We start from the raw sequence: 24,570 nt of genomic DNA on the forward strand, positions 1-24,570 counted from the left end.
TGCTGTGCTGCTGTGCTGCTGCGGTGATTGCGGTGTTTCAACACACCGCGTCCGCTGCAACACATGTTCGGATGACTCGAACACTAATTGCTGTGTGTGACGCCACGACGACCGAATCGTTTCCGGCTCATTACGTCGAAAAAGCCGGGCTGGTACGCGGGATTCCTCCCCGAGTGGCCCCGGAACCCTGGCGTGATAGCGTCACGGGGTTCACCCAGAAAGGAACCCCGATGTCTTCCGCTATCGTACCGACCATCGCCTTCCTCGCCGGCCTGCCCAAGGCCGAACTGCACCTGCACCTCGAAGGCACCCTCGAACCCGAGCTCAAGCTCGAGCTGGCCCGTCGCAACGGCGTGGACATCGGCCAGAGCACGGTGGCGGAGGTTCGCGCCACCTACGAGTTCGACTCGCTCGCGAGCTTCCTCGGTGTCTACTACCCGGCGATGGACGTGCTCGTCACCGAGGCCGACTTCTACGACCTCGCCACCGCGTATTTCCGCCGCGCCGCCGCCGACGGAGTGCGCCGCGTCGAGGCGTTCTTCGACCCGCAGGCGCACACCTCGCGGGGCATCCCCATCGAAACCGTCATCGTCGGCTACCACCGGGCCGCCGTGGATGCCGCCGGTCTTGGCGTCTCCGCCGAGCTGATCCTCTGCTTCCTGCGCGACTTCTCCGCCGAGAGCGCAATGGAGACCCTGCGCTCCGCTCTGCCCTTCGTAGACAGGTTCATCGGCGTCGGCCTCGACTCCGACGAGCGTGGCAACCCGCCGGCGAAGTTCGCCGAGGTCTTCGCACTGGCCCGGGCGAACGGCCTCAAACTCACCATGCACTGCGACATCGACCAGGTCGGCAGCATCGAGAACATCCGCCAGGTGCTCGACGAGATCCAGGTGGACCGCATCGACCACGGCACCAACATCGTGGAAAACCCGGAGCTGGTCACGCTGGTGCGGGAGCGCGGACTCGGGCTCACCTGCTGCCCGGTGTCGAACAGCTTCGTCACGGCAGACATGAAGGCCGTCGAGATGGTTGCCCTGCTGCACTTCGGTGTCCTGGTCACCGTCAACTCCGACGACCCCGCCTACTTCGGCGCCTACGTGGCCGACAACTACCTGGCGCTGGCCGAGAAGGCCGGGCTCGACACCGATGAGCTGGTGCTGTTGGCGAAGAATTCCTTCCAGGCGTCCTGGCTGCCCGACGCCGAGAAGCAGGCCCATCTCGCATCCATCGACGCCTACGTCGCAGGCTACCCGGCCGCCTGACCGGTTCGCGCCATCGGTGTTTCATCACCAGGGACGTCGTGTGTCCGACAGATTTCACAACCCCGGAACGAGGCCCGAACGACTTCACTAGTGTGAGCGGTGAGCCACCGAACGGCACCGAAACCGAGGAGGAGAACCCGATGTACGACCTGGTCATCCGCTCGGCCCGTGTGCTCGCCGAGCACGGTTTCACCCCGGCCGCCGTCGCGATCACGCGCGGTCTCATCCGAATGATCGCCCCGGTGGAAGCGCCGCTTCAGGCCCGCATCGACCTGGCCCTCCCGGCCGGCCAGGTGCTGCAGCCGGGCATCGTCGACACCCACGTGCACGTCAACGAACCCGGCCGCACCGACTGGGAGGGCTTTGGCAGCGCCACCCGCGCCGCCGCGGCCGGCGGGGTGACCACGATCGTCGACATGCCGCTGAACAGCATCCCGCCGACCACGACCGTGCCCGCGCTCGAGCTCAAGCGCGCCGCCGCCGCGCCCCAGGCCACGGTCAACGTGGGCTTCTGGGGCGGCGCCATTCCCGGCAACCTCGGCTCCCTTCAGCCGCTGCACGACGCGGGGGTCTTCGGCTTCAAGGCTTTTCTCTCCCCCTCCGGCGTCGACGAGTTCCCGCACCTCTCCCCGGTACAACTCGAGGCCGCGGCCACCGAGATCGCCGGGTTCGGCGGCCTGCTCGTGGTGCACGCCGAAGACCCCGCCGTGCTGGAAAGCTCCGAGAACGCCGGCGGCACCGGCTACCTGGACTTCGTCGCCAGCCGGCCGGATGCAGCCGAGGACGCCGCGATCGCCCGGGTGATCGACGTGGTGCGGCGCACCGGCGTGCGCGCCCACATCCTGCACCTCTCCTCAGCGCAGGTTCTGCCGCGGCTGGCCGCGGCGCGCGCCGAGGGCCTGCCGATCACCGTGGAGACCTGCCCGCACTACCTGAGCTTCGCCGCCGAGAGCATCGCCGACGGCGCCACGGCGTTCAAGTGCTGCCCGCCGATCCGCGGCGAGGGCAACCGCGACCTGCTCTGGCAGGGCCTGGCCGACGGTGTCATCGACCTCATCGCCTCCGATCACTCCCCCGCCACCCGGGAACTCAAGCTCGGCCACGGCGGCGACTTCGGCCTGGCCTGGGGCGGCATTTCCGGCCTGCAGCTGAGCCTGCCCGCCGTGTGGACGGCCGCCAGGGCCCGCGGCCTCCCGCTCGAGCAGGTGCTGCGCTGGATGAGCCGCGCCACGGCCGACTTCGTGGGCCTGCCGGCCGGGCGGATCAGGGTCGGCGCCGCCGCTGACCTGGTGGCCTTTGCGCCCGAGGAGTCCTTCACCGTGAACGTCGACACCCTGCGGCACAAGAACCGGGTGAGCGCCTTCGACGGCGCCACCCTGTTCGGCCGGGTGCACACCACCTGGCTGGCCGGAAACGTGATCTACGCGGCCGACGACGACGCATCCGGCCGGCCCCCTGCCGGTCGACTGCTGAGCGCCCGTTGACCCGAACTTTTTCGAACACAGCATCAGGTACGAACCAGAAGGAGCACCCCATGTCGATAGTTCTCGGACCCAACCGCTATGGCAAGGCGGAGAACCGTGTCGTGCGCATCTACCGCGACACGCCCCGCCACGAGATCCACGACATCAGTGTCTCCACAGCCCTGCACGGCGACTTCGCCGACGCGCACCTCGCCGGCGACCAGCTGCAGGTGCTGCCCACCGACACCCAGAAGCAGACCGCGTACTCCTTCGCCAAGGAGAAGGGCCTGCTCTCGATCGAGAGCTACGGCCTCGACCTGGCCTGCCACTTCGTCGACCACATCGCCTCCGTGGCGGGCTCCAGGGTGGAGATCGAGGAGTTCGCCTGGGAGCGCGTCGTCGTGGACGGCACCGAGCACGACCACACCTGGGTTCGACGCGGCCAGGAGGTGCGCACCGCGGCGATCTCGGTCGAGGGCACCGATGACCAGCAGCGGATCTGGGTGGTCGGCGGCCTGAAAGACCTGACCCTGCTCAAGTCCACCGGCTCGGAGTTCTCCGGGTTCATGCAGGACCCGTACACACTGCTTCAGCCCACCACCGACAGGGTGATGGCCACCTCCCTCACAGCCGGCTGGCGGTTCACCGACCACACCGAGGTGGACTGGGAGGCCACCTACGCCGGAATCTCCGCGCTGCTGAAGACGCAGTTCGCCGTGGTGCACTCCCTCGCGCTGCAGCAGACCCTGTACAAGATGGGCGAGGCCGTGCTCCAGGCGTACCCGAACATCGCCGAGATCCGCCTCTCCGCGCCCAACAAGCACCACTTCCTCTACGACCTGTCGCCGTTCGGCGTGGAGAACAACAACGAGGTCTACCACGCGGCCGACCGGCCATACGGGCTCATCCAGGCCACCGTCATGCACGACGACGCCACGGATGCCGGCCCCGCGTGGGACTCCTACACCGGGCTGGTCTGAGCGTGTCGAACCTGGCCGCCGGGTCGTTGGGGCAGGTCTACCTCGGCCACGTCTTCCACGTGGCCGGCTCTCCCACCCTCGCCGAGGCGCCGGCGCACCTGGTGTCGCTGCCGCAGGGCGCGCTGGTCACCGCCGTTGACGGAACCATCGCCTGGGTCGGCCGTGCCGCCGACCTGCCCGCGGACTTCGCGGCCCTGCCGGTCACCGATACCCACGGCGGCTTCATCCTGCCCGGCTTCGTCGACACCCACGTGCACTTTCCGCAGACCTATTCCACGGATGCCTACGGCGGCGGCCAGCTGCTCGAGTGGCTGGACAACTGCGTCTTCCCCGCCGAGACCCGGCTGCAGAACGACGAGTTCGCCGCCGCCATTGCCCGCGACTTCACCCGGCGGCGCACCGCGGCCGGCACCACGAGCGCCCTGGTGTTCGGCTCGGCATTCCCGCACGCCCAGGACGCGCTGTTCGCCGAATCGGAGCGGGCCGGGCTGCGGCTGGTCAGCGGGCGCGGCATCCAGACCGTCGGCCCCGACTCGGCCGGCGCCCTGATCACTTCGGAGGCCATGGCGCTTGACCTGGTCGGCGACGAGATCTCCCGCTGGCACGCCCGCGACACCGGAGACCCCCGCACGGCGCTGCTCCAGGTGGCCGTGGTGCCCAGGTTCAGCCTGTCGGTGACACCGCACACCCTCGCGGCGCTCGGTGAGCTCTACGACGGCGTGCGCGATCGGGGCGTCTATTTCCACAGCCACCTCAACGAGAACAACCGCCCCGAGACCGGCGAGATCGACGTGGTGAAGTCGATCTACCAGGTCGAGAACTACCTGGACACCTACGACGGCAAGTTCCTGCCCGGCTCAGCGGTGGGCGGGTCGAGCCTGCTCGGCCGGCGCAGCATCCTCGCGCACGCGGTGCACTGCGAGGACGTCGAGCTGGTCCGCCTGGCCGAGACCGGTTCGTCGATCGCGCACTGCCCCACCTCGCAGCAGTTCCTCGGCTCCGGCACCATGCCGTGGACCCGCACCACCGGCTTCGGCGTGAACGTGGCGCTGGGTTCCGACATCGGCGCCGGCGACGAGTGGCTGATGAGCCGGGTGCTCAACGACTGCTTCAAGGTGCACCTGTCCGAACCGGGCGACGCCGGCCTGTCGATCAGCCCCGCCGAGCTGCTCTTCACCGCTACCCTGGCCGGCGCGCGTGCGCTGGACATGGAGGAGCGCTACGGCAACCTCGACGTGGGCAAGGATGCCGACTTTCTGCTCATCGAGCCCGACAGGTGGGAGCCGCTCGCGGCGGTGCTGGCCAACGGCATCCGCGCCGACGACGAGGCGATGGCCACCGACCAGACCCTCTTCGCCCTGCTGATGGCCCTGCGCCAGCCGGCCATCACGGGCGTCTACGTGCGCGGTCGCCGGGTGACGGCGCCCTAGGGAGCATCCGGAGGCACGTGCCTCTCAGCCCAGGAGCATCAGCGAACCGAGCAGCACCACGATCGGGGCCAGCAGCAGCACGCCGATCCCGCCGAGTAGGCCCGTCAGCGCGGGACCGCGGCGATACCCGCCGAGCCTCACCGCCCGGCCGGCGCCGATGGCGCCCAGGGCGATCGCCCAGATGGCCAGCGCCATCGCCACCAGAAACCCCAGCCAGGACACGAACACTCCCAGACTCTGCGTCGAGGACAGCCCGACGGCGAATACCCAGGAGCCGACCACTACCCCGAGTGCCCACAGGAAAACGGTGCGGGCCTGGATCGCGATCTGATTGTTGTTCCAGCCGTCGGCGGGAACGGCTGGCGGCGGTGCCCACTTCGTCGGTGCGCTCATGAGCACACCGTAGCCAGCACAGGTGCCGAGGGGAACCGTTCGGCGCGGCCAACAGTTGCCCGGGTCAGGGTGTCCAGGTGGCCTGGAGCAGCCGTGCGGATGCGGCGAACCCGGCCCGCTCGTACGCGGTGACGGCACCGGGAGTCGACTGCACGGTGACCCGCTCGAGGCCCGCCTCGAAGGCGCGCGCCAGGACGGCCGCGAGGATCCGTCCGCCGGTGCCGGAGTTCCGTTCGGCGGGGACGACGTACACGCTCTGCACGTCACCGGAGGCACGCACCGGCGCGCGCGAACTCGGCACCCGAGGAACCGTGGCCAGCCAGGCCATGCCGATGACCGTCTCCCCGCGCCGCGCGATGGTGCAGTGGTGCGACGCGCCGTTCTCCGCCGCCCACTCGGCGAAGTGCGCCAGGAAGTCGTCGTGGCTCAGAACGGGTGTTCCCTCGTTCTCGAGCACCCACTGCCAGCGCAGCTCGGCGACTGCGGCCAGATCGTGCGGTTCGGCGCTCTGCACGCTGATCGATGGGCCGGTTTCTTCGGTCATGAGTCGATTGTGGCGGAGCGGACACCCTACGGGCGCGGATACCGGTCGGCTCGCCGCCATACTGGACCCATGACAGCACCGGACGCCGACACACCCTCGCGGCCGGAGCCGGTGTTCTTCCCGGATCTCGTGCCCGAGCTCCTGATCGAGGATCTCCCTGCCAGCCTGGGCTTCTGGGTCGGGCTCTGCGGCTTCGAGGTGCTCTACGACCGGCCAGACGACGGCTTCGCCTACCTGCACGCCGGCACCGCGCACCTGATGCTCGAGCAGGTCGGCGTCGGACGCAACTGGATCCCCGGCGCCCTGGAGCGCCCGCTGGGCCGCGGCATCAACTTCCAGATCATGGTGCCGGACATCGCACCGCTGCTCGAGAACCTCGCCGCGGCCGAGTGGCCGCTCTTCATGGCCGCCGAAACCAAGTGGTACGACACCGGCGAGACCCGGGCCGGCGTCGCCCAGTTCCTGGTGCAGGACCCGGATGGCTACCTCGTGCGGTTTTCGTCACGGGTCACGGCTGAGGACTGAACCGGCAGCTGAATCTGTCGTCACCGTCCGGCGGGGTTTCGCGATCACGGCATCCGCGTGGCTCGGTCGCCCGCACGGGAGTAATCTCACCTTCATGTGCGGCAGATTTGCAATGAACGAAGACGTCGACGACCTGATCCGGGACTTCGTCGCGGCCGGCGGCCGTGCCGGGGACTGGCGGCCCAGCTACAGCATCGCGCCGACCGACCCGGCCCCCATCGTGCGCGAGTGGCAGCCGGAGGGCGCCGACTCCCCCACCCGGGAGGTGACGCTGGCCACCTGGGACTGGCCGCAACCGGCCGGGGCGCCGCGCCGCGGGCCGATCATCAACGCCAGGCTGGAAAAACTCGACCAACGCTTCTGGGTCGGCGCGTTCTCCAACGCCCGCTGCATCGTTCCCATGCTCGGCTACTACGAGTGGACCGGCGAGAAGGGCGCCAAGCAGCCGCACTTCATCCACGGTGACGGCCTGCTCGCGGCGGCCGGGGTCAGCTGGGCAGCCAAGGATGCCGACGGCGAATGGTCCCGCGTCTTCGCCGTGATCACCCGGGAGGCCAGGGATGCGTCCGGCGAGGTGCATGACCGGATGCCGGCCTTCCTCGAACCCGACACCTGGCCGACCTGGCTGAACCCGCAGTCGATCACCGAGGCGAACCCCACCGAATCGGCGAAGAACCGCGCGGCCATGATCGACCTGTTGGATCGAACGTCCACCTCGGTGGCCGCCACCATGCGCACCCGTCTGGTGGACCGCCGCGTCAACAGTGTGCGGGCCATCGACCCGCAGGATGCCACCCTGGTGGCGGCGCTCGAAACCTAACCGGCGGCGGCACCTAACCGGCGGCGATGGCCTGCCGGGCGGCCCGCTGCAGGTCACTCCCGTCGACCCCCAACTGGCGCAGGGCCCGGCTCACGGTGCCGTGCTCGGCCTCGGCGGCCGCCCACACGACGTGGGCCGAGCGGAGTTCGTGGCCTCGGCCCGCGCCCTCCTTCGACAGGGCGACGGCTCGCTGGAAGACCTCCTGCAGGCTGCCGGTACTCCGGTACGGGCCCGTGCGGGTGGGCGCCGGCCCTGTTGGTGGCGACGGCTGGGTTGGCTCGGCCTCTGCCTCGATTCCCACCGACCGGAGGGCCAGCGTGTGCGTCTGGGTGATGGCGGTCCGCACATCCGCCGCCGTCACATCGAAGGTGGCGAACGCGCGTCGTGCGGAGTCATCGGGCAACGCCAGCACCGCCAACAGCAGATGCTCGGCCCCCGGCACCTCGTCGCCCAGTGCCGCGGCCTCCTGTTCGGCCGCCGTGAACAGCGCGTTCATGATCCGGATGTCTGCGATCGCCTGTCGAATTCCCATGTCAGAAGCCCTTCGTTGTCGGTGGTGCGCGTTGTCGGTGGTGCGCGTCGTCGTTGCCGTACTAGTCCAGGGGCGCGCGACGCTGCGGCGAGAGCCGCTTGTGCGCCGCCTGCGCCGTCATGCCGAGCGCCTGGCCGATCTGGTTCCAGGTCCAGCCCTGCTCGAGGGCATGGTCCACCGCCGAACGCTCCAGCCGAGCCGACAGCCGGCGCAAGGCGACAACGGCCGCGAAGGCTTCGTCCGGGTGGTCCGGGGTGGGAATCTCGCTGGTCTCGAACATGCATCAACTTTAGTTGATATCACTCGCTCGGTCAACCAAAGTTGATGAGAAATCCTGCACCTGTGCTGCCGGACACCGCTAGGTTGGGCAGCACAACCAGTGATATTGCCGCTGACCTGCTGTTGCACTCACAGATAGGACACCATGCCCGCGAATCTCTCCGCCCGCGCCATCCTCTGGATCGGTATCGGCCTGGTGGCCGCCAGCGTCCTCCTCCAACTCGTCCGCGACATCACCTTCCGGCTCGTGGATCAGGACTCGCTCCAAGACCTGGCCGACAGCTGGCTGTTCGACTCCGTCTACCTCGCCCTGACCTTGCTCGTCCCCCTCGGCGCGATGCTGATCGCGACATTCTTCGTCGCACGACTCATCGAGCGCGGCCCGGAAAGTGCCGCGCGGCCCGCCGACCGCGTCACTGCCGCCGGGGTGTTCTGGACGGGCATCGTCCTCACCCTGCTCGGCCTCCTGGTGGGCGCCTCGTTGGAAAGCTGGATGGGCACGCTCGTCGCGCAGGGGCGCCCGAGCATCGCCCTGGACGCTCTCAACATCGTCGTCAGTCCGCTGCGAAACGTCGTGATTCCGCTTGGCCTCGCGCTTCTGCCGGCCTCCGTGCTGATGAAGAAGCTCGAGGGTCGCAGCCGGACGGCTCAGCTGCCCCGATACGTGGAGTAGGCGAACGGGCTGAGCAGCAGCGGCACGTGATAGTGCGCTGACTCGTCGTCCAGCTCGAAGATGATGGTGACGTAGGGGTAGAACGTGCTCTGGCCGCGGGCCGAGAAGTAGCTGCCGGTCTCGAAGGTGATGCGGTAGCGGCCCGCGGATACGGCCTCGGGGCCGAGGTCGGCGACCCGGCCGTCGGCATCCGTCTGCGCCGTGGCGAGTTCGCGCCAACCGCCGTCGAGCTGCTGCTCCAGGACCACGCCCACGGAGGCCGCGGGGCTGCCGGACACGGCGTCGAGCACGTGCGTGGTGATGTGGCTGCGCGCGCTCATCCCCGGGTGTCCCGCGGGGCTGGTGAGTCGGTGGCTTCGGTTTCCTGCACCGAGTCATCCTGCCACTGCCGGGCGAGAACCCCTAACCGGAGCAGGGCGATGTCGCGCAGCTCCGAGCCGACGATGGCGGCCTCGGTGGTCTCGTCGAGGGTGAGCCGGCGCTGCAGCTCGGTGAGGATCTCCCGGCGGCTGCGGCCCGCGGCGCGGATGAGGAACACCCTGTCGAAGCGCTCCTCGTAGACCCGGTTGCCGTCGGCGATGGCCGCCGCGAGGTCGGCGTCGTCGGCATCCACCGCGGCCTGTTCGGCGCGGGAGAAGCCCGCGGCCTGCGAGGTGCCGCGCGGTTTCTCGCCGATGCGCGGATGCTCGGCCATGGCTTGGTCGATCTCGCTCCGGGGCAGCGGCGTCGCGGCGGCCCTGGCCGCCTCGGTGAGGTCGGCGACCGAGGCGAAGGGCGCCCTGGCGGCCACCTCGTCGGCCCAGCGCGGAACGGCCAGGCAGGCCAGGAGTGCGGTGCGCAGGTCGTCGCCGACGGGAATCGTGGTCATGGGGTCCTCCGGATAGACGTAACAGCCCGGACCGCGGCCCGTACGATGACAGGCATGCACTCCGCTGATGCTCCCCGGGTGGCCGGCCTGGTCCTGGCCGCCGGCGCGGGCAACCGGTACGGCACGCCGAAGGCGTTGGTCGTGGACGGATCCGGCGAGCCCTGGCTGGTGCACGCCGGCCTGGCCCTGGAGGCCGGCGGTTGCGATCCCGTGCTGGTGGTGCTCGGCGCGGGCGGCGCCCAGGCCGAGAGCCTGCTGCGCGCGGCCGCGGCCGGGTTCGACAGGCCGGACCGGCTGCGGGTGGTGCACGCCGAGAATTGGGCGGAGGGACTGTCGGCGTCCCTCGACGCCGGCCTCGCGGGGCTGCAGGGGCGCGAGTACACCACCGTCACCGCCGTGGCCCTGGTTCCGGTGGATGTGCCCGACCTCGATGCCGCCATCGTGCGGCGGCTGGTCGACGGAGCGGCCCCGCACACCCTTCGGCAGGCGCACTTCGGCGGCCGGCCCGGACATCCGGTGGTCATCGGCCGCGAGCACTGGGCGCCGCTGCGAGCGAGCCTGGCCGGCGACACCGGTGCACGACCGTACCTGGTGGCGCACGACGTGACCGCGGTGGCCTGCGACGATCTGGGCTCGGGCCTGGACGTCGACGAGCCGAGCACGGAATAGTCCACACCCACTGCGGAACCGGGGGCGCTCACCACGGCGCTTCGAGCTCGTCGAGGTCCTCGTACACGCTGGTGATCGCCGCGATCCGGGTGCGGCTCTCGCGCACCTGCGCGCCCATCGCTCCGGTGGCGAGCAGGTTGACCAGGCTCATGGCCGCGGCGTAGCTGTCGAATGCCGACACCGAGTCCACCGGGCATTCGAGCCAGTGGGTGGCCTGGTCGGAGTACTTGCGGGCCGAGGAATCGGCGATCAGCACCAGCGGCACCTCGCGGCTCCGGATGGCCGCGACGATGTCCCCGAAGCCGGAGACCCGCCGGCGGAAGCCCATCAGCACCACCACGTCGCGCGGGCCGAGGCCGGCCAGCTCTTCGCCGAGCGACTGGCCCGGCAGCGGTGCCAGGCGCACCTGGTCGCGTGCCTGAACAAGCTGCTGGCGCAGGTGCAGCGCCAGCGGGTAACTGTTGCGCAGCCCCACGATCACGACGTTCTGGGCCGATCGCACCAGCCGGGCCGCGGCATCCAGCCGCCCGTCGGAGAGGGTGACCAGCAGCCGGCGCAGGTTGTCCTGTTCGGCTTCGGCGTGCGCGGCCAGCCGTGAGGGCGTGCCGGCGGATGCGCCGGGGCCGCCGAGCGGTGCGCCCAGGCTGCGCAGGGCCCTGGCGTGCTCGCGCACCTCGGCCGAGTCCTGGAAGCCGAGCCGGCGGAACAACCTGGACACCGTGGCCTTCGACACGCCGCTGAGCCGGGCCAGCTCCGACGCGTTGTAGACGGCGAGGTCGCTCAGGTGGTCGAGGATGAAGTCGGCGGCACGCTGCTCCTGCGGGGAGAGCTCGCCGTACCGGCCGTCGATGCGCTGCCCGATGTTCAGGGTCATGCCGGGTCCTGCGAGCCTGCCTGGTGGCCATCGGCCAGGGCGAGCACCGCGGCCTCGAAGGCATCCAGCGCCCGGGCCACATCGGCCTCGGTGACCGACTCGTCGGGGTGGTGGCTCACTCCCCCGGCGCAGCGCACGAAGAGCATGCCGATCTCGGTGAGGTGCGCCACGGCCATCGCGTCGTGTCCGGCCATCGAGAGCAGCTCCAGCGGCGCCGGCGCGTCGTCGGCGCCGTCGGCGGCACGAAGGTCGGCGGCACGGATGCCCGCGGCGATCACGCCGCGCAACCGGTCGCTGCAGTGCGCCGCCGGTGCCGCGTGCGTCTGGTGCACCGCGACGTGCAGGCCGCGCGTGGCGCAGATCTCGTCGAGCAGGGTCTCGATCTGCTGCCAGACGCTGTCGCGGTCCGCATCGAACCGGCCGCGCAGGTCGAGGCTGAACTCGGCCCGGCCGGCGATCACGTTGACGGCGTCGGGGAACACTTCGAGGTGCCCGACCGTGGCGATCAGGTCGGCGTCGCGGGCGAGCCGCTCGATGGCGACGATGGCCTCGCTGGCCCCGGCGAGGGCATCGCGGCGGTGGGTCCACGGGGTGCCGGAGTGACCGGCCTTGCCGGTGATGGTGATCTGGAAGCGCCGCGCCCCGGCGATCGAGGAGACGATGCCCAGGGGCAGGTCGTTCTCCTCGAGCACCGGACCCTGTTCGATGTGCGTCTCGAGGTAGCCGACGAAGTCGTTGGAGGTGCGGGCGGCGGCCGTGACGGCAGCCGGGTCGAGGCCGAAGGCCACGAACGCTTCGTGCAGGGTGATGCCCGCCTCGTCGGTCAGCTCCCACCAGGCATCCAGCCAGGTGCCGGCCAGCGCGCGGCTGCCGAGCAGCGCGGTGCCGAACCTGGTGCCCTCCTCGTCGCCGAAGGCCACGACCTCCAGGGCGAACGGCAGGCTGCGGCCGCTGGTCGTGATGCGCTCGACCACGGCGATGGCGGTGAGCACCCCGAGGATGCCGTCGTACCGGCCGGCCGAGGGCACGGTGTCCAGGTGCGAGCCCAGCAGCAGCGCGGGCAGGCCGGGGGTGGCGCCTTCGAGGCGGCCGCACTGGTTGCCGGCGGCGTCCTGCCAGGTGTCCATGCCGGCGCCCTGCATCCAGCCGGCGGCGAGGGCGTTCACCGCCGCGTGCTCGGGCGAGAGGTAGACCCGTTCGATCAGGCCGTCGGGCAGGCTGGAGTGGCGGGCGAGCTCGTCGCAGCGTTCCAGCACGACAGCGGCGGTGCGTGCGCCGTCGTTCCGCATGGTGTCGTCAGCCGGCGGCGTCATGAGCCCGCGGCATCCTGGTAGACCTCGTAGGCGGCGCCCACGCCGCCCCCGCCGGTCACGCTCGCGCCGGAGCGGCGCAGCACCTGTTCGAGCGCGGCGAGGGTGGTGAGCACGGTGTCCTTGCGAGCGTTGTAGCCCATGGTGCCGATGCGCCAGACCAAGCCGCGCAGCGGACCGAACGAGGTGCCGATTTCGATGCCGAAGTCGTTCAGCAGCTCTCCGCGCACTGCGTCACCGGTCACTCCGTCGGGGATGTGCACGGCCACGACGTTGTTCATCCGGTGGTCCAGATCGCCGAAGACGGCCAGGCCCAGGCCCTGCACGCCGGCGAGCATGGCGGCGCCGTGCAGCCGATGCCGTTCCACGGCCAGCTCCATGCCCTCGTCCACCAGCAACCGGGCGCACTCCCGGGCGCCGTAGAGCATGGTGGTGGCCTCGGTGTGGTGGTTGAGCCGTTTGGGGCCCCAGTAGTCGAAGATCATCGACAGGTCGAAGTAGTTGGAGCGGATCGGGTGGGCGCTCACGGCGTCGCCGGCCTCGCGGATGCCCGCTTCGATGCTCTTGCGGGCATTGATCACCTCGACAGCACGGGGCGAGAAGGTGGCCGGCGCCGAGCCGGAGGGGCCGCCCAGGCATTTCTGCAGGCCGGCGGTGACGGCGTCCAGGCCCCAGGCATCCGCCTCGAAGGTGTTGCCGGCCAGCGACGCGGTCACGTCGGTGTAGAACAGCACGCCGTGCCTGGCACAGATGTCGCCGAGTTCGTCGAGCGGCTGGGCCACGGTGGTGGACGTGTCGCCGTGCACGATCGCCAGCAGTGCCGGCTTGGTCTCGCGGATGGCCTGCTCGATCTGGGCGGGGGTGAACACGGTGCCCCACTCGATCTCCCGCACGTGCACCTCGGCGCCGGCGCGTTCGGCGATCTCGCGCAGCAGGTGGCCGAACCGGCCGAAGATGGGCACGAGCACCCGGTCGCCGGGGCTGATCAGGGAGACCAGCGCCGCCTCGATGCCGGCGCGGGAGGTGCCGTCGATGAGCAGGGTCTGCTCGTTCGTGGTCTTGAAGACGCCGCGGTAGAGCTCCATGGTCTCGTTCATGTACGCCGTCATGGACGGGTCGTACTGGCCGACAAGCTGGGCGGACATGGCGCGCAGCACCCGGGGGTCGGCGTTCACCGGGCCGGGGCCCATCAGCAGGCGGGACGGCGGATTGATCGGCAGACTGGAAATGAGTGTTTCACCCTTCGGCAATTCTGAACCATCTGTTTCAGATGCCCAGTTTACGCAACAGGTGTTTCAGTCGTGTTTCGTGCGGTTCACTCCTGCATTCCGGCGGCAAGCTCCGCCCCGATGTCGATCAGGGCGAGGTCGGTGTGGCGCCGGCCCATCAGGCAGAGCCCCACGGGCGCTCCCTGCGTCTTGGACAGTGGAACCTCGAACCCAGGCACCGAGAGCGCCGGATAGCCGCCGATCCCGGCCAGGCAGGTCAGGGTGAGGGTATTCGTGCGCGTCGCATCGATCTCGGCGGGGTTCGCGTGCCGGGACGGGGCGGTCGACGACGCCGAGGGCAGCAGCAGGATGCGTCCGTCCAGCACCGCGTCCAACCGCGCCCGGGCGGCGGCCAGGGCGGTGCGCGCCTCGGCCTCGTGGGTCGGGTCGATGCGGGAGGCGGCCTCGAAGCGGCTGGCGACGGCGGTGCCGAGGGCGCCCGGATGCGTGCGCACCCACTCCCCGTTGGCCCGCCAGGCCTCGATGGCCTGCACGGTGCGGAAGATGCGCAGCGCCTCGGCGAGGTCGCCCACGTCGACGAGGTCGGGTGCGGGCAACAGTCCGGCCCGGGTGAGCCTGTCGAGGCCGGCCACGAACACGTCCTGCACGTCGTCGTCCGCGGCGAAGAGCAGCGCCCTGGACACTGCGAAGCGGGCCGGGGCGTCTACCTGGGCAGCGCTGATCTGACGCGAGGGGTCGAGGGATGCCGCGGCCGCGGCCCGGAGCACGCCGGCGGTGCGGGTGAGCCAGCCGACGGTGTCGAACGAGGGCGCCAGCGGCAGCAGTCCGGACCGGTCGACGGCGCCGTGCGTGCTGCGGAGCCCCCAGAGTCCCTGGTACGAGGCGGGCACCCGGATCGATCCCGCGGTGTCGGTGGCCAGGCCGATGCCCGCCTGCCCCAGCGCCACGGCAGCGGCCGGTCCGCTCGACGAGCCGCCGGGCAGGGCGCCGGGCACCCGCACGTTGGGCGGGGTGCCGTAGTGCTCGTTGTCGCCGGCGATGCTGTACGCGAACTCGTCGGTTTGGGCGATGCCGCGCACGCTCGCGCCGGCGCCGAGCAGCGCCGCGACAGCCGGGGCGGTGTCGGTGGCGGGAACGGCTTCGCGCAGATAAACCGGGTTGCCGGCGCCCACGGTGAAGCCGGCAATGTCGTAGAGGTCTTTCACGGCGATGGTCTCGCCGGCCAGGGCGTCCGAGGCGTCGTCGGGGGCGGCCACCAGCGGGGTGCCTACCAGGCGCCACACCGTGGGATTGATCGCGGCCGGTGGCGCGGCCACCTGGGCCACCTCCACCTGCCAGGCGCCCGCGGCGCTCCGTGACCAGAGCTGGGTCACCAGCCCGGCGCCGCCGGCATCCGGGGCGTTCACCGACAGAATCAGGGCGTGCCCGGGGTCGATCACGCGCACGTGCAGGGCGCGGATGCCCCGGGCGACGGTGCCGGTGCGGGCGCCGCGGAAGCCGCTGATCGCGTCGTGGCCCACCAGCAGGCCGGTGGCGTCGCCGCGCAGGGTGTTCTCGCCGGGCGCGAAGAAGGCGTCGAGCGCGGTCAGGTCGTTGTGAGCGAGGGCATCTTCGTAGCCGGCGAAGGCGGCCAGCAGCCCGTCGGGCAGTTCGCCGGTGAGGGTGGTGGGGGTCGGGACAATCAGCGGCTCAGGCATCGAAGTCCGCCACCCGGATGCGGGCGTGCACGCCGGCGACGAGGTCGACCACCTGCGAGATGTTGAAGTCGGTCGCGGCGCTCAGGTACGCGTACGCGAGGGTACGGTCCATGCCGTAGCGCGCGGCGAGCAGGTCGATGGCGGCGCGCACACATTTGCGCACGGCCTCGTCGAGGTCGGCGTCCATTCCGGTCGGCACCAGGAATTCGGTCGTCTCGGCGAGAGGGCCGGCCAGTTCGCCGAAGGCCGCGATCGCGTCGGCCCGGCTAACCACGTCGAAGCGGATGGTCACCCGCAGCGACGCTTCCATGGCCGTGAGCGCCACCTCGCCGTCGCCCTGGGCGAAGTGCGGGTCGCCCACGTAGGCCAGCGCGCCGTCCACCTGCACCGGCAGGTAGAGGGCCGAGCCCACGGTGAGCAGGTTGATGTCGATGTTGCCGCCGTGCGCGCCGGGCGGAACCGAGTGCGGGCGACTCTCACCGGCGACGGCGACGCCCATGATGCCCAGGAACGGCCGGAGCGGGAAGTGCACACTCCGCGCCCCGCCAGGCACCAGCGGCAGGGTGCCGACCCGGCCGGTCTCGGTGTCTTCGAGGGCGGCGAAGACGCTCACATTGCCCTCGCCGAGCGGGTACTCCCCGGGCAGGGCGCCGCGGCCGTGCCGGTTGGAGATCACGCCGTACGGCACCCGGGGGGTGGCCTCGAGCACGGTCATTTTGAGCAGGTCGCCCGGCCGGGCGCCCCGCACATGGATCGGCCCGGTGACCAGGTGCGGGCCGTCCACGCCGGGGTCCCGGGACGGGTTCGAGGCGGCCAGCAGCACCGCGTCGTCGAGCACCGCGGCCCGGTCGACACCGTGGCCGGCGAAGAAGGCCACCGGGTCGCGGCCCTGGTCTTCGAGCACGCCCTCGTGGCTGATCGTGTCGATGGTGACCTCGGTGCCGGCGTCGATCACGAGCGCCGGCGCATCCGTGGCACAGGGCAGCCGGCCCCAGAGCACGGTGGCCGGGGTGGCGGGCAGATACTGCGCGGCGCGGATGGGCCCGGTGCCGGGCTGCAGGATGTCGAATGGCATGACGTCGAATGGCATGGATGCGCCTTTTCCGTTGTGGGTCGGGAGCCGGCTCTGCGCCGCCGGCGCTTCCCCGTTGGTCGAGAGTAGCGCCAGTTTTGCGACCGGGACGACCAGCCACTACCGTGACAATTCCAAGCCGATAGGACCGCCAGTGCCCTCCACCCCCGTCATCCACCGTCTGCGCAGCAAGCCCGACCACCTGCACCTCGGCCTGATGCTGGCCCTCACGTTCTCCACTGGTGTGGCGGATGCGGTGGGTTACCTCGGCCTCGACAAGGTGTTCACCGGCAACATGACCGGCAACGTCGTCATCCTCGGTATGGCCATCGCCGGCGCCGACGACCTGCCCGTGGTGGGCCCGCTGATCGCCCTGTTCACCTTCATGGTCGGTGCCGCGATCGGCGGCCGGGTGCTGCGCAGGGTGAAGTCGGGTTGGACCACGGAGTCGACGGTGCTGTTCGGCGCGGTCGGCCTGGTCATGGCTGCCCTGGCGATCGTCCTGTTCGCGGTCGACGGCACGCCTCCTGCGCCGTTCGACCTGATCGTCACCGGACTCCTGGCCGCCGTGATGGGCCTGCAGGCCGCCGTGGCCAGGCACATCGCCGTGAAAGACGTCACCACCGTCGTCGTCACCTCCACCATCACGGGCTTCGCGGCGGATTCCCGCTTCGGCGGCGCCAAGAACCAGCCCTGGTTCCGCCGGCTGGCCGCGATCGTGCTGATCCTGGCCGGAGCCGGCGTCGGCGCCCTGCTGCTCATGGTGCACATCGGCTGGGGCATCGCCCTCACCGCCGTCATCACCCTCACCGTGACCGCCATCGGCCACGCCGCGGGCCGCCCGCACCACGCCCCGGTGCCCCAGCCCTAGTCCCCCCACCACGCCCGTCCCGCCGCGGAACGACTGGGCTCCGAACAGGTCAACGTGCGCTTGGCACCGAGTCCCGCGGTCAGCCGAAGGGCATCAGGGCCATCGCGGCCGTCATGACCGACATGCTCAGCAGGTTGCCGCGCTCCGGCCGGCTGCGCTGGCCGGCCAGGACCATAACGGCGGCGGCGAGCACGAACAGCGCCCCGGCGACGCACACCACGGCGACGAAGACCGTCATCGCATGCGGATGCGTCAGGCCGGCACGCGCACCCGTCGACGAACCGGCTCCACCCGCCATGGCGGAGCACAGGGCGATCTGCCCGGCCACCACCACCAGCCCGAGCTGGTGCAGCAGATGCAGGGCGTCGACGTGCACAACTGCTGCCCGGCCCTGCCGCCACCGCGCGGCACCGGCGGCCACCAGAGCCCAGCCGGCCAGGATCAGCGTCCAGAGCAGCGGCGCCAGGCCGACCACCCCGAGGGCCAGGTCGGCCATGGCCGCGGCCATGAGCACCGTCCCGCCCACGGCCGTGACCGACCGGGTCCGCCGGTTGCCCAGCACGCAGCACAGGCTCGACGCCGCCGCCACGATCATGATCAGGTGCAGGGCCGGAATCATGGGTTGCCGGTGGTGGGGGGCGCTGAGCCCCGGGGCGACCTCGCTGGCATACCGGCAGTCTGCCCCCGCCCCGGGCGGGGCACCAGAGGCAAGCGAATTGCGGGTCAGGTCAGGCGTCGCAGGTGACGAGCACGGCCGTCATCGCCGCGCGATCCTCCGGGGTGAGCCCGAGGTCGTAGGCCACGAAGACCGGCACCAGCTTGTCGACGTACCAGCACTGCAGGCTGGTGTCCTCGGGCAGGTCGTCCCAGGCCACACGCTGGCCCAGGTCGTGCCGGTCAGAGACATCGGGGTAGAAGCCCGGCAGCCAGTCGCTCGGCAGCGAATCGGACTTGGACGAGTTCTCGGTGCCCTTCACCGCCAGCAGGTTGACCGGATCGTTGGCCAGCGCCTCACGCTTCTCGGCCGGCCAGGCCTCTCCCCCGGTGGCGTACACGGCCTTCAGCGGCAGCAGGTGGTCGATCTGCACGTCGGCCGAGGTGTCCTGCCCGCGCACAAAATCGATGGTCTCGCCCGTGTACGGGTCGGCGAGGATGCCCGTGTACACCCGACAGGTTGCCGCATCGATCTCGGTGCCGGTGAGGTCTCTGGTGAGGATGTCGTTGCGGGTATCGCAGCCGTTCTGGTCGAAGTCGAAGGCCCAGGCGTCGCCGAACAGCTCCTCGCGGTTTCCGGCGTAGCTGCCGTTGTCGGTGTAGACGGCATCCGGCAGTGCGGCGACCAGCGCGAGCGCCTCTGCGCTGCTGAGCCCGGATGCCGGGACCGGGACGGCCGGGACGGCGCTCGGCGAGGCGGGGAGCTGGGCGGTCGGCGGGACATCGCCCTGGCCGGCGGAGAAGTATCCGATGCCCCACACGATGGCGACAACCACCACCAACAGGAGAAGTGAGCGGGGGCCCTTCCGGCTGGAGGAACGGTATCGATAGGGCTTGCGGCGGCTCATGCTGGTCTCTCAGGGTGCTGGTGTCTCACGAGCTCCCCATCTTGCCATGCGCCGCTTCCCAGCCGGTGGTGGCAGGATCGGCCCGGGCGTGTGAGGCTTAACCGGTGCCCCAGATCGAGAAATCCACCCGAGTCCGAGAGTCGGTCTCCCTCGACCGCCCCTGGGTGACCGTGGTGTGGGACGACCCGGTGAACCTGATGTCCTATGTCGCCTACGTGTTCCGCAGCTACTTCGGGGTGACCCCGGCGGAGGCCGAGCGCCTCATGTTGCAGGTGCACAACAACGGCCGCGCGATCGTGGCGACGGGCGACCGGGAGTCGATGGAACGGCACGTCGAGGCGATGCACGGCTACGGGCTTTGGGCCACCCTGGACCGGGCCGAAGAATGACGGCCGAAGCGTGATGGAATTCCGCCGTGAAGACTCCGGCACGGTCTCGGCGATGTTCGAACCCATCGAGGTCGATCTGCTGCGCAACGTCACGTCCCAGCTGCTGCAGATGCTCGGCTCCGTCGACGCCGACGACGCCGCCATGCTCGCCCAACCCGCGATCCGGCGGCTGCTGCCCGACGCCTATCCGAACGATCCGGAGGCCGCTGACGAGTTCCGGCGCTTCACGGCCGACGGACTGCTCGAGGGCAAGCTCTCCAACGCCACCACGGTGCTCGCCGCGCTCGGCGACGATGAGCGGGCGGATGCCTCAGCGGACTACTCCACGGATGCTCCGGCGCACGACCCGCTGCCGGTGCCGATCGTGCTCACCGAGCCGCAGGTGCAGTCGTGGCTCCGCACTCTCACGGACCTCCGCCTCGTCTTGGCGGACCGCCTGCAGATCGACCCGCACGGCACTCCACAGCTCGACGACGAGCAGTCTCACGTGGTCAACGACATCTACAACTGGCTAGGCATGGTGCAGGAGTCACTCGTTTACGCGATCGACGCGTAAAGCACCGCCGCGTAAAAAAGCCGGTCAGGCCGCCGGTCGGGCGTCGCTGGGCTCCTCCTGCAGCGCCGCGTAGGCCCGCTGCGGTCCCGCGCCGTCGGCGAGTGACGCGCTCAGCGCCCGCAGCCGGTGCCGCGGCTCGTCGCTCAGCCCGAGCAGCGTCGCGGCGGCCTGCCGCAGCTCATCCGCACCCGCGGTGTTGGGGTCCAGGGAGATCCCGAAGCCGACCTCGTCGAGTGCCGCGGCACCGGCGAACTGGTCCGTCGAGAACGGCAGCACCAGCAGCGGAACCCCGGCCGTCATGGCCTCGGTGACCGAGTTGTTACCGCCGTGGGTGACGGCCAGGGCCGCGTGGCCCAGCACCGTCACCTGCGGCAGGAACGACCGCACCAGCCAGGACTCCGGGATGGGCCCGAGCTCGGCGGCGTCGGTGGACCCGGCTGCGATCGCCACCCGCACGTCGAGGCCCCGCAGCGCCTCGGCCACCCGGGCGAGCACGTCGCCGCGCACCGACAGGAAACTGCCGAAGCTCACGTAGACGATGGGGCGCTCGTCGGCGGCGGCCAGCCAGTGGGCCACCTGGGGGTCGTGGGCCTCGGTGCGCACCGCCGAGCCGAGAAAGGCGTGCTCGGGCAGCAGCGCGGTGCGCGCCGCCGGGTGCAGCTCGGCCGGGTAGTTGAGCAACAATACGTCGCCGGTCTCGGTGAACGCGTCGCCGCTGGGCGGCGCGGTCGGGTCCAGCTGCAGCAACGCGTCGTTCCATTGCAGGGTGAAGTCATCCCGCACCCGCTCGCAGAGCAGCCGCAGCTGCACCAGCTCGAGCGGGTCGGGCGTGAAGGCGGCGGGCCAGGCGCCCGGGTAGCCGTAGACCTCGTCACCGACGGGCAGGGCAGTCGGATGCCCCAGCACCACGTCGGCGTGCCGCACCCCGGCGCTGATCAGGGCCAGGCGTGCGCTGAAGGCGAGGTGGTCGACGATCACCTGGTCGGGCCGGATCTCGGCGACGATGCGCTGCACCTCGCGGGCCACGACCACGGGGTTCCAGAGCAGGTCGGTGCTGCGCGCGTCGGCCTGAAACCTCAGCGTCTCGACGAGACCGACCCTGGTGGCGTCGAAGAAGCCGCGCAGGGCGTCGTCTTCGCCGGTGGGTTGGTCCTCGGCGCGAATGGTGCCGGGGTTGGACCCGCGGCCGAGCTGCAGGTTCACCCGTTCGAAGCCGAAGTCGGCGACGATACCGGCCGTGGCCGGTCCGCTGGCGACGACGACCCGCTCGCCGGCGGCCTGCCAGGCGGTGCCGAGGGTCGCGAGCGGGAACAGGTGGGAGGCGTAGTCCGGGCTGATGATCAGGAGGGTCATGAGGTGCTCAACGCCCAGTTGAGCGCTTCCTGGGCCTCGGCGACGGAGGCGTAGACGCCACCGAGGGTGCCGGCCATGGCCTGGATGGCGAAGGTGGAGGTGACCATGTCGGCGGCGCGTTGGGCGAACTCGTCGCCGAACGGGCCGGAGGCCAGGTCGAGGGCCGCAATGATCCCGCCGCCGAGGCTGCGGGCATCCGCCGTGTTCACCAGGAAGCCTGTGGTGCCGTCTTCGACGTAGGTCGCCGGGCCGCCGGCGTCGGGGGCCACCACGGTGAGCCCGGTCGCCATGGCCTCGAGCAGGGCGATGCCGAATTCTTCCTTCATGCTCGCGCAGACGTACACGCCGCGTGCTGCGGCCAGGCCCGGACGGCCGTGCCGGGCGGCGGCCAGCCACCGGGCAACCGCATCGTTGGCGCGGTGTCCGGCCAGTAGCAGGCCGTGTTCGGCGGCGGAATCCAGCGGGACCGCGGTGCCGATCAGATCGAGCTGGCCGCGTTCGTCGACCGACGGGGTGAGGAGGTCTCCCCCGACGATCAGCAGATTGCAACGCTCCCGCAGGGCGGCGTCGTCGGCCCAGGCGTGCACGAGCGTTGCCATGCCCTTCACCCTGTGCAGCCGGCCCACCGTCACCGCGAGCGGCAGGTTCCGCCGGGATGCCGGCAGGGTCTCAAGCAGGGCGTCGAGGTCGGTGAAGTCGGCGGGGTCGGCCTGCAGGGCGGCCTCCACGGAGCGTTCGATCACCGTCAGGTCGATGCCCTCCGCGACGACCGAGTGGCGCTCGGGGTGCGCGGTGATGTCGATACCGACGAGGTCGCGCATGTCCCTCTCCAGCTCGGGGCGGGGAAAGAGCACGGTGTGCGCGGCGTCTGCCGCGATCCGCTGAACGAGCCGGGCCCGAAACCAGAAGTGTTCGACCTCGTCGACGGCGCCGAAGTTGGCCCGGGTGAGGGCTCCGGAGGCGTCCATGGCGTTGATGACGCTGTGCGGGTCGGGAGCAACGGTGAAAACGATGGGAATCTCGAGCTCGCGGGCGACCGACGATGCCGCGAGGGTACCGACATCGGCCATCCGCAGGTGCATGACGTCGACGGTGCCCGCGGCGCGCAGAATCCGGCGGATGCCGCGCTGCACGGCCACCCGGCGGGGCCAGGAGTCGGCGGAGGAGATCGGGGCACCCAGGAACGGCACCGTTGCGAAGGCGTGTCCGGAGAGGGTGGAGCTGACCTCAGGCAGGCAGGCCAGGGCGGCGTCGGGTCCGCCGCGTGACAGCGTGAGGACCCGGTCGACGGCCGGCGCGAGAGCATCCATTGAGCCGTCGTCACCGGCCACCAGGGCGTCGCCCAGCCGCACCAACAGGGTGGCGATGCCGCCGTTGTCCCCGGACCCCACCTGGCTGAGCTCGCGATCGATGTCGGCGTGCAGGAACAGCTGGGCCACGGTCTGGCCTCGGCTCCACGGCGCACGCGGGTAGGCGGGCACCGTCAGATCGAGCAGGGCGAGCCTGGCCACGTCGGCCAGGTCGTCATCCCCGCGGGCGAGATCACTCACCAGGGTGATGGCGGCCTCGGTGGCCGGTCGGTCACCGAGGGCGGCCACGGCCGCCGCCCGGGGGTCGAGGCCTTCGCCGGCGTCCCCGGCGATGCGTCGCAGCATCCGCTCCGGGATGCGCCCGGAGATCAGGCCGAGGGTTTCGACGAGGCGGGCGCGGGCGGCCGGGTCGGCGACGCCGAGCATGACGCCTTCGGTGGCCAGCGCCACGTGTTCGGGGGCCGATGCCGCCCACTGCTCGAGGGTGCGCTGCGCGATCATGCCCGAGAATCCGCCGGCGACGACCATGCGCAGCAGTCCGGCGATGGCGTCGAAACGCGGGAGCCTGGTGCCGAACGCCCAGGCGGCGTGCTCGCGCAGGAAGGCCGAGTCGTGCTCGAGCAGCGACACCAGCACCTCGTCGGCGGACTCGTCGAACACCTGGGCTAGCGAGTGAACGGCCGCAATGGCGGTGAGCTGGTCGGCTGGGTCGAGCGCGGCCTGGGTGAGCAGGCGAACGGCTCGGTTGCCGCCGTCCCGGCTGGCGGCGATGGTCAGGTCGTCTGCGCATCGGATGCCGGCCAGAATGCTGTCGGCCTGGCGCAACTCGTCCAGCGTCGTGTGAGTCCCCACGGTGTCTCCCTCGCGGCGGATGCGTCCGCCTGTGCTCTGGCGGAGCGGGCTCCGCGCTGGTACTTCGGAGCCGATCCCGAAAGGGTTTGCCCCGGAGCGTCAGTCTGCCATGCGGATCTTTCACTCCGGGGGTCGCGGGTATTTGGTCAGGGCATTCGCAGGTTGGTCGACGGGAACCCAGGATCAGAACACAAGCCCGGCGGATGCCGTCAACCCGCCGTCGACGGCGAGCGTGGTGCCCGTCACATACGACGCAGCCGGAGAGATCAGGAAGGCTATCACGGCCGCGATCTCCGACGGTTGGGCCAGCCTGAAGAGCGGGATCCGACGGGAGAAGTCCCGACCGAAGGTCTGGGCGGCCGGGTTCTCATTCGGGTCGTCCGCCCGCACCAGACCGGATGCCACATTGTTCACCCTGATTCCCCTCGCCGCGTAGGTCAGCGCGGAGGAACGCACGAGGTCGATCATGGCGATCTTCGACGCGTGATAGGCCCAGTTTCCCGGATCGGCGAGCAGCCCCGCTACGGATGCCGTCGCCACGATGCTCCGGTGCCCGTCGATCGACAGCCCCTCGACCGCGGCCTGGATGCCCAGGGCGATGCTGCTCAGGTTGCGGGCGAGGAGGTGCTCCCCCTCGGCCACGGTTCCGGGCATGTGCACGGTGCTGGATCCGCCGAGATCCGCCAGGAGCACGGCGGCGTCAAGCCTGCCGAAGGTGTCGATGGTCTGCGAGACCGCCAACCGGGAGTCCTGCTCGGTGCTCATGTCGCCCACCAGCACCAGGTGCTTTTCGCCGACCAGGTCGGTCGGTTTGTCGTCGATCCCGGCGACCGCATAGCCGTTCTCCAGGAGCTTGAGGACGACCGCACGCCCCATCGGCGAGCCGGCTCCGGTCACCAGCGCAACCGGGCTCGGGGCCTTGATGACCTCCGCCTCCGGGGACGCAGTCGTCTGGGGCCTCATGTCGTGAGATCCCGGTGCGCGTGGCCGGGTTTTCCGGGACTCCGTTTGCGGAGACTCCGTTCTGGGAGCCTCCGTTCTGAGAGCCTCCGCTTCC

27 protein-coding genes are annotated in these 24,570 nt (G+C 70.7%); 11 read left to right on the forward strand and 16 right to left on the reverse strand.

The window, feature by feature from the left end; all coding sequences use genetic code 11:
* Window positions 1-230 precede the first annotated feature (230 nt).
* The 4 genes from add (at window position 231) to CXY76_RS12090 (ending at window position 5,135) form a co-directional block, all read left to right on the forward strand.
* On the forward strand, window positions 231-1,262 hold the full coding sequence (gene add, locus CXY76_RS12075; RefSeq protein WP_104164773.1) for an adenosine deaminase: 1,032 nt from the start codon (window positions 231-233) through the stop codon (window positions 1,260-1,262).
* A 140-nt stretch (window positions 1,263-1,402) separates the two neighbouring features.
* Window positions 1,403-2,746, forward strand: a complete 1,344-nt coding sequence (allB, locus tag CXY76_RS12080; RefSeq protein ID WP_104165007.1) for an allantoinase AllB — start codon at window positions 1,403-1,405, stop codon at window positions 2,744-2,746.
* A gap of 50 nt (window positions 2,747-2,796) precedes the next feature.
* Window positions 2,797-3,705: a factor-independent urate hydroxylase gene (pucL, locus tag CXY76_RS12085; protein WP_104164775.1), complete on the forward strand. Its 909-nt coding sequence runs from the start codon at window positions 2,797-2,799 to the stop codon at window positions 3,703-3,705.
* Between the two features lie 2 nt (window positions 3,706-3,707).
* A complete protein-coding gene (locus CXY76_RS12090; protein WP_233199762.1) occupies window positions 3,708-5,135 on the forward strand; it encodes an amidohydrolase family protein in 1,428 nt (475 codons plus the stop codon).
* A gap of 24 nt (window positions 5,136-5,159) precedes the next feature.
* Here CXY76_RS12090 and CXY76_RS12095 read toward each other — a convergent pair whose 3' ends face one another.
* The gene (locus CXY76_RS12095) at window positions 5,160-5,528 is read right to left on the reverse strand and encodes a hypothetical protein (RefSeq protein ID WP_104164777.1); all 369 of its coding nucleotides are present in this window, start codon (window positions 5,526-5,528) and stop codon (window positions 5,160-5,162) included.
* A 64-nt stretch (window positions 5,529-5,592) separates the two neighbouring features.
* Window positions 5,593-6,072: a GNAT family N-acetyltransferase gene (locus CXY76_RS12100; RefSeq protein ID WP_104164780.1), complete on the reverse strand. Its 480-nt coding sequence runs from the start codon at window positions 6,070-6,072 to the stop codon at window positions 5,593-5,595.
* Window positions 6,073-6,141: 69 nt separating this feature from the next.
* Between CXY76_RS12100 and CXY76_RS12105 the strand changes: the two genes are divergently transcribed.
* Together CXY76_RS12105 and CXY76_RS12110 are read left to right on the forward strand one after the other, a co-directional pair.
* A complete protein-coding gene (locus CXY76_RS12105) occupies window positions 6,142-6,597 on the forward strand; it encodes a VOC family protein (protein ID WP_199190286.1) in 456 nt (151 codons plus the stop codon).
* 94 nt (window positions 6,598-6,691) lie between these two features.
* Window positions 6,692-7,417: an SOS response-associated peptidase gene (locus CXY76_RS12110; protein WP_158253892.1), complete on the forward strand. Its 726-nt coding sequence runs from the start codon at window positions 6,692-6,694 to the stop codon at window positions 7,415-7,417.
* Window positions 7,418-7,430: 13 nt separating this feature from the next.
* Here CXY76_RS12110 and CXY76_RS12115 read toward each other — a convergent pair whose 3' ends face one another.
* The gene (locus CXY76_RS12115) at window positions 7,431-7,949 is read right to left on the reverse strand and encodes a Clp protease N-terminal domain-containing protein (protein WP_104164785.1); all 519 of its coding nucleotides are present in this window, start codon (window positions 7,947-7,949) and stop codon (window positions 7,431-7,433) included.
* Window positions 7,950-8,010: 61 nt separating this feature from the next.
* Window positions 8,011-8,229 (reverse strand): hypothetical protein, encoded by a 219-nt coding sequence (locus tag CXY76_RS12120; RefSeq protein WP_103431620.1) that lies wholly within the window; start codon window positions 8,227-8,229, stop codon window positions 8,011-8,013.
* A gap of 144 nt (window positions 8,230-8,373) precedes the next feature.
* Here CXY76_RS12120 and CXY76_RS12125 point away from each other — a divergent pair, with 144 nt between their 5' ends.
* Entirely contained in the window at window positions 8,374-8,901 is a 528-nt protein-coding gene (locus CXY76_RS12125; protein WP_104164787.1) for a hypothetical protein, read from the forward strand.
* Here CXY76_RS12125 and uraH read toward each other — a convergent pair.
* Entirely contained in the window at window positions 8,877-9,221 is a 345-nt protein-coding gene (uraH, locus tag CXY76_RS12130; protein WP_104164788.1) for a hydroxyisourate hydrolase, read from the reverse strand. The genes CXY76_RS12125 and uraH overlap by 25 nt on opposite strands.
* A complete protein-coding gene (gene uraD, locus CXY76_RS12135) occupies window positions 9,218-9,769 on the reverse strand; it encodes a 2-oxo-4-hydroxy-4-carboxy-5-ureidoimidazoline decarboxylase (protein WP_104164790.1) in 552 nt (183 codons plus the stop codon). The genes uraH and uraD overlap by 4 nt, the downstream gene beginning before the upstream one ends.
* 54 nt (window positions 9,770-9,823) lie before the next feature.
* Between uraD and CXY76_RS12140 the strand changes: the two genes are divergently transcribed.
* Window positions 9,824-10,438: an NTP transferase domain-containing protein gene (locus CXY76_RS12140; RefSeq protein ID WP_104164792.1), complete on the forward strand. Its 615-nt coding sequence runs from the start codon at window positions 9,824-9,826 to the stop codon at window positions 10,436-10,438.
* Window positions 10,439-10,466: 28 nt separating this feature from the next.
* Here the strand turns inward: CXY76_RS12140 and CXY76_RS12145 are convergent, their stop codons facing one another.
* The 5 genes from CXY76_RS12145 to CXY76_RS12165 form a co-directional block, all read right to left on the reverse strand.
* A complete protein-coding gene (locus CXY76_RS12145; protein ID WP_104164794.1) occupies window positions 10,467-11,312 on the reverse strand; it encodes a MurR/RpiR family transcriptional regulator in 846 nt (281 codons plus the stop codon).
* The gene (locus CXY76_RS12150; RefSeq protein WP_104164796.1) at window positions 11,309-12,625 is read right to left on the reverse strand and encodes an allantoate amidohydrolase; all 1,317 of its coding nucleotides are present in this window, start codon (window positions 12,623-12,625) and stop codon (window positions 11,309-11,311) included. Before CXY76_RS12150 ends, CXY76_RS12145 begins: the two co-directional genes overlap by 4 nt.
* On the reverse strand, window positions 12,622-13,812 hold the full coding sequence (locus CXY76_RS12155; RefSeq protein WP_104165014.1) for an alanine--glyoxylate aminotransferase family protein: 1,191 nt from the start codon (window positions 13,810-13,812) through the stop codon (window positions 12,622-12,624). Before CXY76_RS12155 ends, CXY76_RS12150 begins: the two co-directional genes overlap by 4 nt.
* A 125-nt stretch (window positions 13,813-13,937) precedes the next feature.
* Window positions 13,938-15,548 (reverse strand): AtzH-like domain-containing protein, encoded by a 1,611-nt coding sequence (locus CXY76_RS12160; protein ID WP_199190287.1) that lies wholly within the window; start codon window positions 15,546-15,548, stop codon window positions 13,938-13,940.
* Window positions 15,541-16,638 carry an acetamidase/formamidase family protein gene (locus CXY76_RS12165; RefSeq protein WP_233199764.1) on the reverse strand — a complete coding sequence of 366 codons (1,098 nt, stop codon included), beginning with the start codon at window positions 16,636-16,638 and terminating at the stop codon, window positions 15,541-15,543. The genes CXY76_RS12160 and CXY76_RS12165 overlap by 8 nt, the downstream gene beginning before the upstream one ends.
* A gap of 136 nt (window positions 16,639-16,774) precedes the next feature.
* Here CXY76_RS12165 and CXY76_RS12170 point away from each other — a divergent pair, with 136 nt between their 5' ends.
* The gene (locus CXY76_RS12170) at window positions 16,775-17,491 is read left to right on the forward strand and encodes a YoaK family protein (RefSeq protein WP_369826138.1); all 717 of its coding nucleotides are present in this window, start codon (window positions 16,775-16,777) and stop codon (window positions 17,489-17,491) included.
* Window positions 17,492-17,570: 79 nt separating this feature from the next.
* Here CXY76_RS12170 and CXY76_RS12175 read toward each other — a convergent pair whose 3' ends face one another.
* Together CXY76_RS12175 and CXY76_RS12180 are read right to left on the reverse strand one after the other, a co-directional pair.
* On the reverse strand, window positions 17,571-18,110 hold the full coding sequence (locus CXY76_RS12175) for a hypothetical protein (RefSeq protein ID WP_104164798.1): 540 nt from the start codon (window positions 18,108-18,110) through the stop codon (window positions 17,571-17,573).
* 109 nt (window positions 18,111-18,219) lie between these two features.
* Window positions 18,220-19,053: an HNH endonuclease family protein gene (locus CXY76_RS12180; RefSeq protein WP_104164800.1), complete on the reverse strand. Its 834-nt coding sequence runs from the start codon at window positions 19,051-19,053 to the stop codon at window positions 18,220-18,222.
* 104 nt (window positions 19,054-19,157) lie between these two features.
* Here CXY76_RS12180 and clpS point away from each other — a divergent pair, with 104 nt between their 5' ends.
* The gene (clpS, locus tag CXY76_RS12185; protein ID WP_233199766.1) at window positions 19,158-19,442 is read left to right on the forward strand and encodes an ATP-dependent Clp protease adapter ClpS; all 285 of its coding nucleotides are present in this window, start codon (window positions 19,158-19,160) and stop codon (window positions 19,440-19,442) included.
* 13 nt (window positions 19,443-19,455) lie between these two features.
* Window positions 19,456-19,998: a DUF2017 family protein gene (locus tag CXY76_RS12190; RefSeq protein ID WP_104164802.1), complete on the forward strand. Its 543-nt coding sequence runs from the start codon at window positions 19,456-19,458 to the stop codon at window positions 19,996-19,998.
* 24 nt (window positions 19,999-20,022) lie between these two features.
* Here CXY76_RS12190 and CXY76_RS12195 read toward each other — a convergent pair whose 3' ends face one another.
* From CXY76_RS12195 to CXY76_RS12205, 3 genes are all read right to left on the reverse strand, one after another.
* The gene (locus tag CXY76_RS12195; RefSeq protein ID WP_104164804.1) at window positions 20,023-21,351 is read right to left on the reverse strand and encodes a glycosyltransferase; all 1,329 of its coding nucleotides are present in this window, start codon (window positions 21,349-21,351) and stop codon (window positions 20,023-20,025) included.
* Window positions 21,348-23,513, reverse strand: coding sequence for a glycosyltransferase (locus CXY76_RS12200; RefSeq protein WP_104164806.1), 2,166 nt, complete (start codon window positions 23,511-23,513; stop codon window positions 21,348-21,350). The genes CXY76_RS12195 and CXY76_RS12200 overlap by 4 nt, the downstream gene beginning before the upstream one ends.
* 183 nt (window positions 23,514-23,696) lie before the next feature.
* Window positions 23,697-24,476, reverse strand: a complete 780-nt coding sequence (locus CXY76_RS12205) for an SDR family NAD(P)-dependent oxidoreductase (protein WP_158253893.1) — start codon at window positions 24,474-24,476, stop codon at window positions 23,697-23,699.
* Window positions 24,477-24,570: the final 94 nt, after the last annotated feature.

Source organism: Cryobacterium sp. N22 (genome assembly GCF_002929555.1).
GTDB lineage: Bacteria > Actinomycetota > Actinomycetes > Actinomycetales > Microbacteriaceae > Cryobacterium.

Excerpts from the sequence above, each read along its gene's own strand:
- CXY76_RS12125 (WP_104164787.1), top strand. The coding sequence starts at position 8,374 with ATGCCCGCGAATCTCTCCGCCCGCGCCATCCTCTGGATCGGTATCGGC.
- CXY76_RS12205 (WP_158253893.1), bottom strand. The coding sequence starts at position 24,476 with ATGAGGCCCCAGACGACTGCGTCCCCGGAGGCGGAGGTCATCAAGGCC.
- CXY76_RS12110 (WP_158253892.1), top strand. The coding sequence starts at position 6,692 with ATGTGCGGCAGATTTGCAATGAACGAAGACGTCGACGACCTGATCCGG.
- uraD (WP_104164790.1), bottom strand. The coding sequence starts at position 9,769 with ATGACCACGATTCCCGTCGGCGACGACCTGCGCACCGCACTCCTGGCC.
- CXY76_RS12195 (WP_104164804.1), bottom strand. The coding sequence starts at position 21,351 with ATGACCCTCCTGATCATCAGCCCGGACTACGCCTCCCACCTGTTCCCG.
- allB (WP_104165007.1), top strand. The coding sequence starts at position 1,403 with ATGTACGACCTGGTCATCCGCTCGGCCCGTGTGCTCGCCGAGCACGGT.
- CXY76_RS12175 (WP_104164798.1), bottom strand. The coding sequence starts at position 18,110 with ATGATTCCGGCCCTGCACCTGATCATGATCGTGGCGGCGGCGTCGAGC.
- CXY76_RS12140 (WP_104164792.1), top strand. The coding sequence starts at position 9,824 with ATGCACTCCGCTGATGCTCCCCGGGTGGCCGGCCTGGTCCTGGCCGCC.
- CXY76_RS12155 (WP_104165014.1), bottom strand. The coding sequence starts at position 13,812 with ATGGGCCCCGGCCCGGTGAACGCCGACCCCCGGGTGCTGCGCGCCATG.
- CXY76_RS12150 (WP_104164796.1), bottom strand. The coding sequence starts at position 12,625 with ATGACGCCGCCGGCTGACGACACCATGCGGAACGACGGCGCACGCACC.
- add (WP_104164773.1), top strand. The coding sequence starts at position 231 with ATGTCTTCCGCTATCGTACCGACCATCGCCTTCCTCGCCGGCCTGCCC.
- CXY76_RS12180 (WP_104164800.1), bottom strand. The coding sequence starts at position 19,053 with ATGAGCCGCCGCAAGCCCTATCGATACCGTTCCTCCAGCCGGAAGGGC.
- CXY76_RS12160 (WP_199190287.1), bottom strand. The coding sequence starts at position 15,548 with ATGCCTGAGCCGCTGATTGTCCCGACCCCCACCACCCTCACCGGCGAA.
- CXY76_RS12165 (WP_233199764.1), bottom strand. The coding sequence starts at position 16,638 with ATGCCATTCGACGTCATGCCATTCGACATCCTGCAGCCCGGCACCGGG.
- CXY76_RS12115 (WP_104164785.1), bottom strand. The coding sequence starts at position 7,949 with ATGGGAATTCGACAGGCGATCGCAGACATCCGGATCATGAACGCGCTG.
- uraH (WP_104164788.1), bottom strand. The coding sequence starts at position 9,221 with ATGAGCGCGCGCAGCCACATCACCACGCACGTGCTCGACGCCGTGTCC.
- pucL (WP_104164775.1), top strand. The coding sequence starts at position 2,797 with ATGTCGATAGTTCTCGGACCCAACCGCTATGGCAAGGCGGAGAACCGT.
- CXY76_RS12095 (WP_104164777.1), bottom strand. The coding sequence starts at position 5,528 with ATGAGCGCACCGACGAAGTGGGCACCGCCGCCAGCCGTTCCCGCCGAC.
- CXY76_RS12105 (WP_199190286.1), top strand. The coding sequence starts at position 6,142 with ATGACAGCACCGGACGCCGACACACCCTCGCGGCCGGAGCCGGTGTTC.
- CXY76_RS12145 (WP_104164794.1), bottom strand. The coding sequence starts at position 11,312 with ATGACCCTGAACATCGGGCAGCGCATCGACGGCCGGTACGGCGAGCTC.
- CXY76_RS12190 (WP_104164802.1), top strand. The coding sequence starts at position 19,456 with ATGGAATTCCGCCGTGAAGACTCCGGCACGGTCTCGGCGATGTTCGAA.
- CXY76_RS12120 (WP_103431620.1), bottom strand. The coding sequence starts at position 8,229 with ATGTTCGAGACCAGCGAGATTCCCACCCCGGACCACCCGGACGAAGCC.
- CXY76_RS12100 (WP_104164780.1), bottom strand. The coding sequence starts at position 6,072 with ATGACCGAAGAAACCGGCCCATCGATCAGCGTGCAGAGCGCCGAACCG.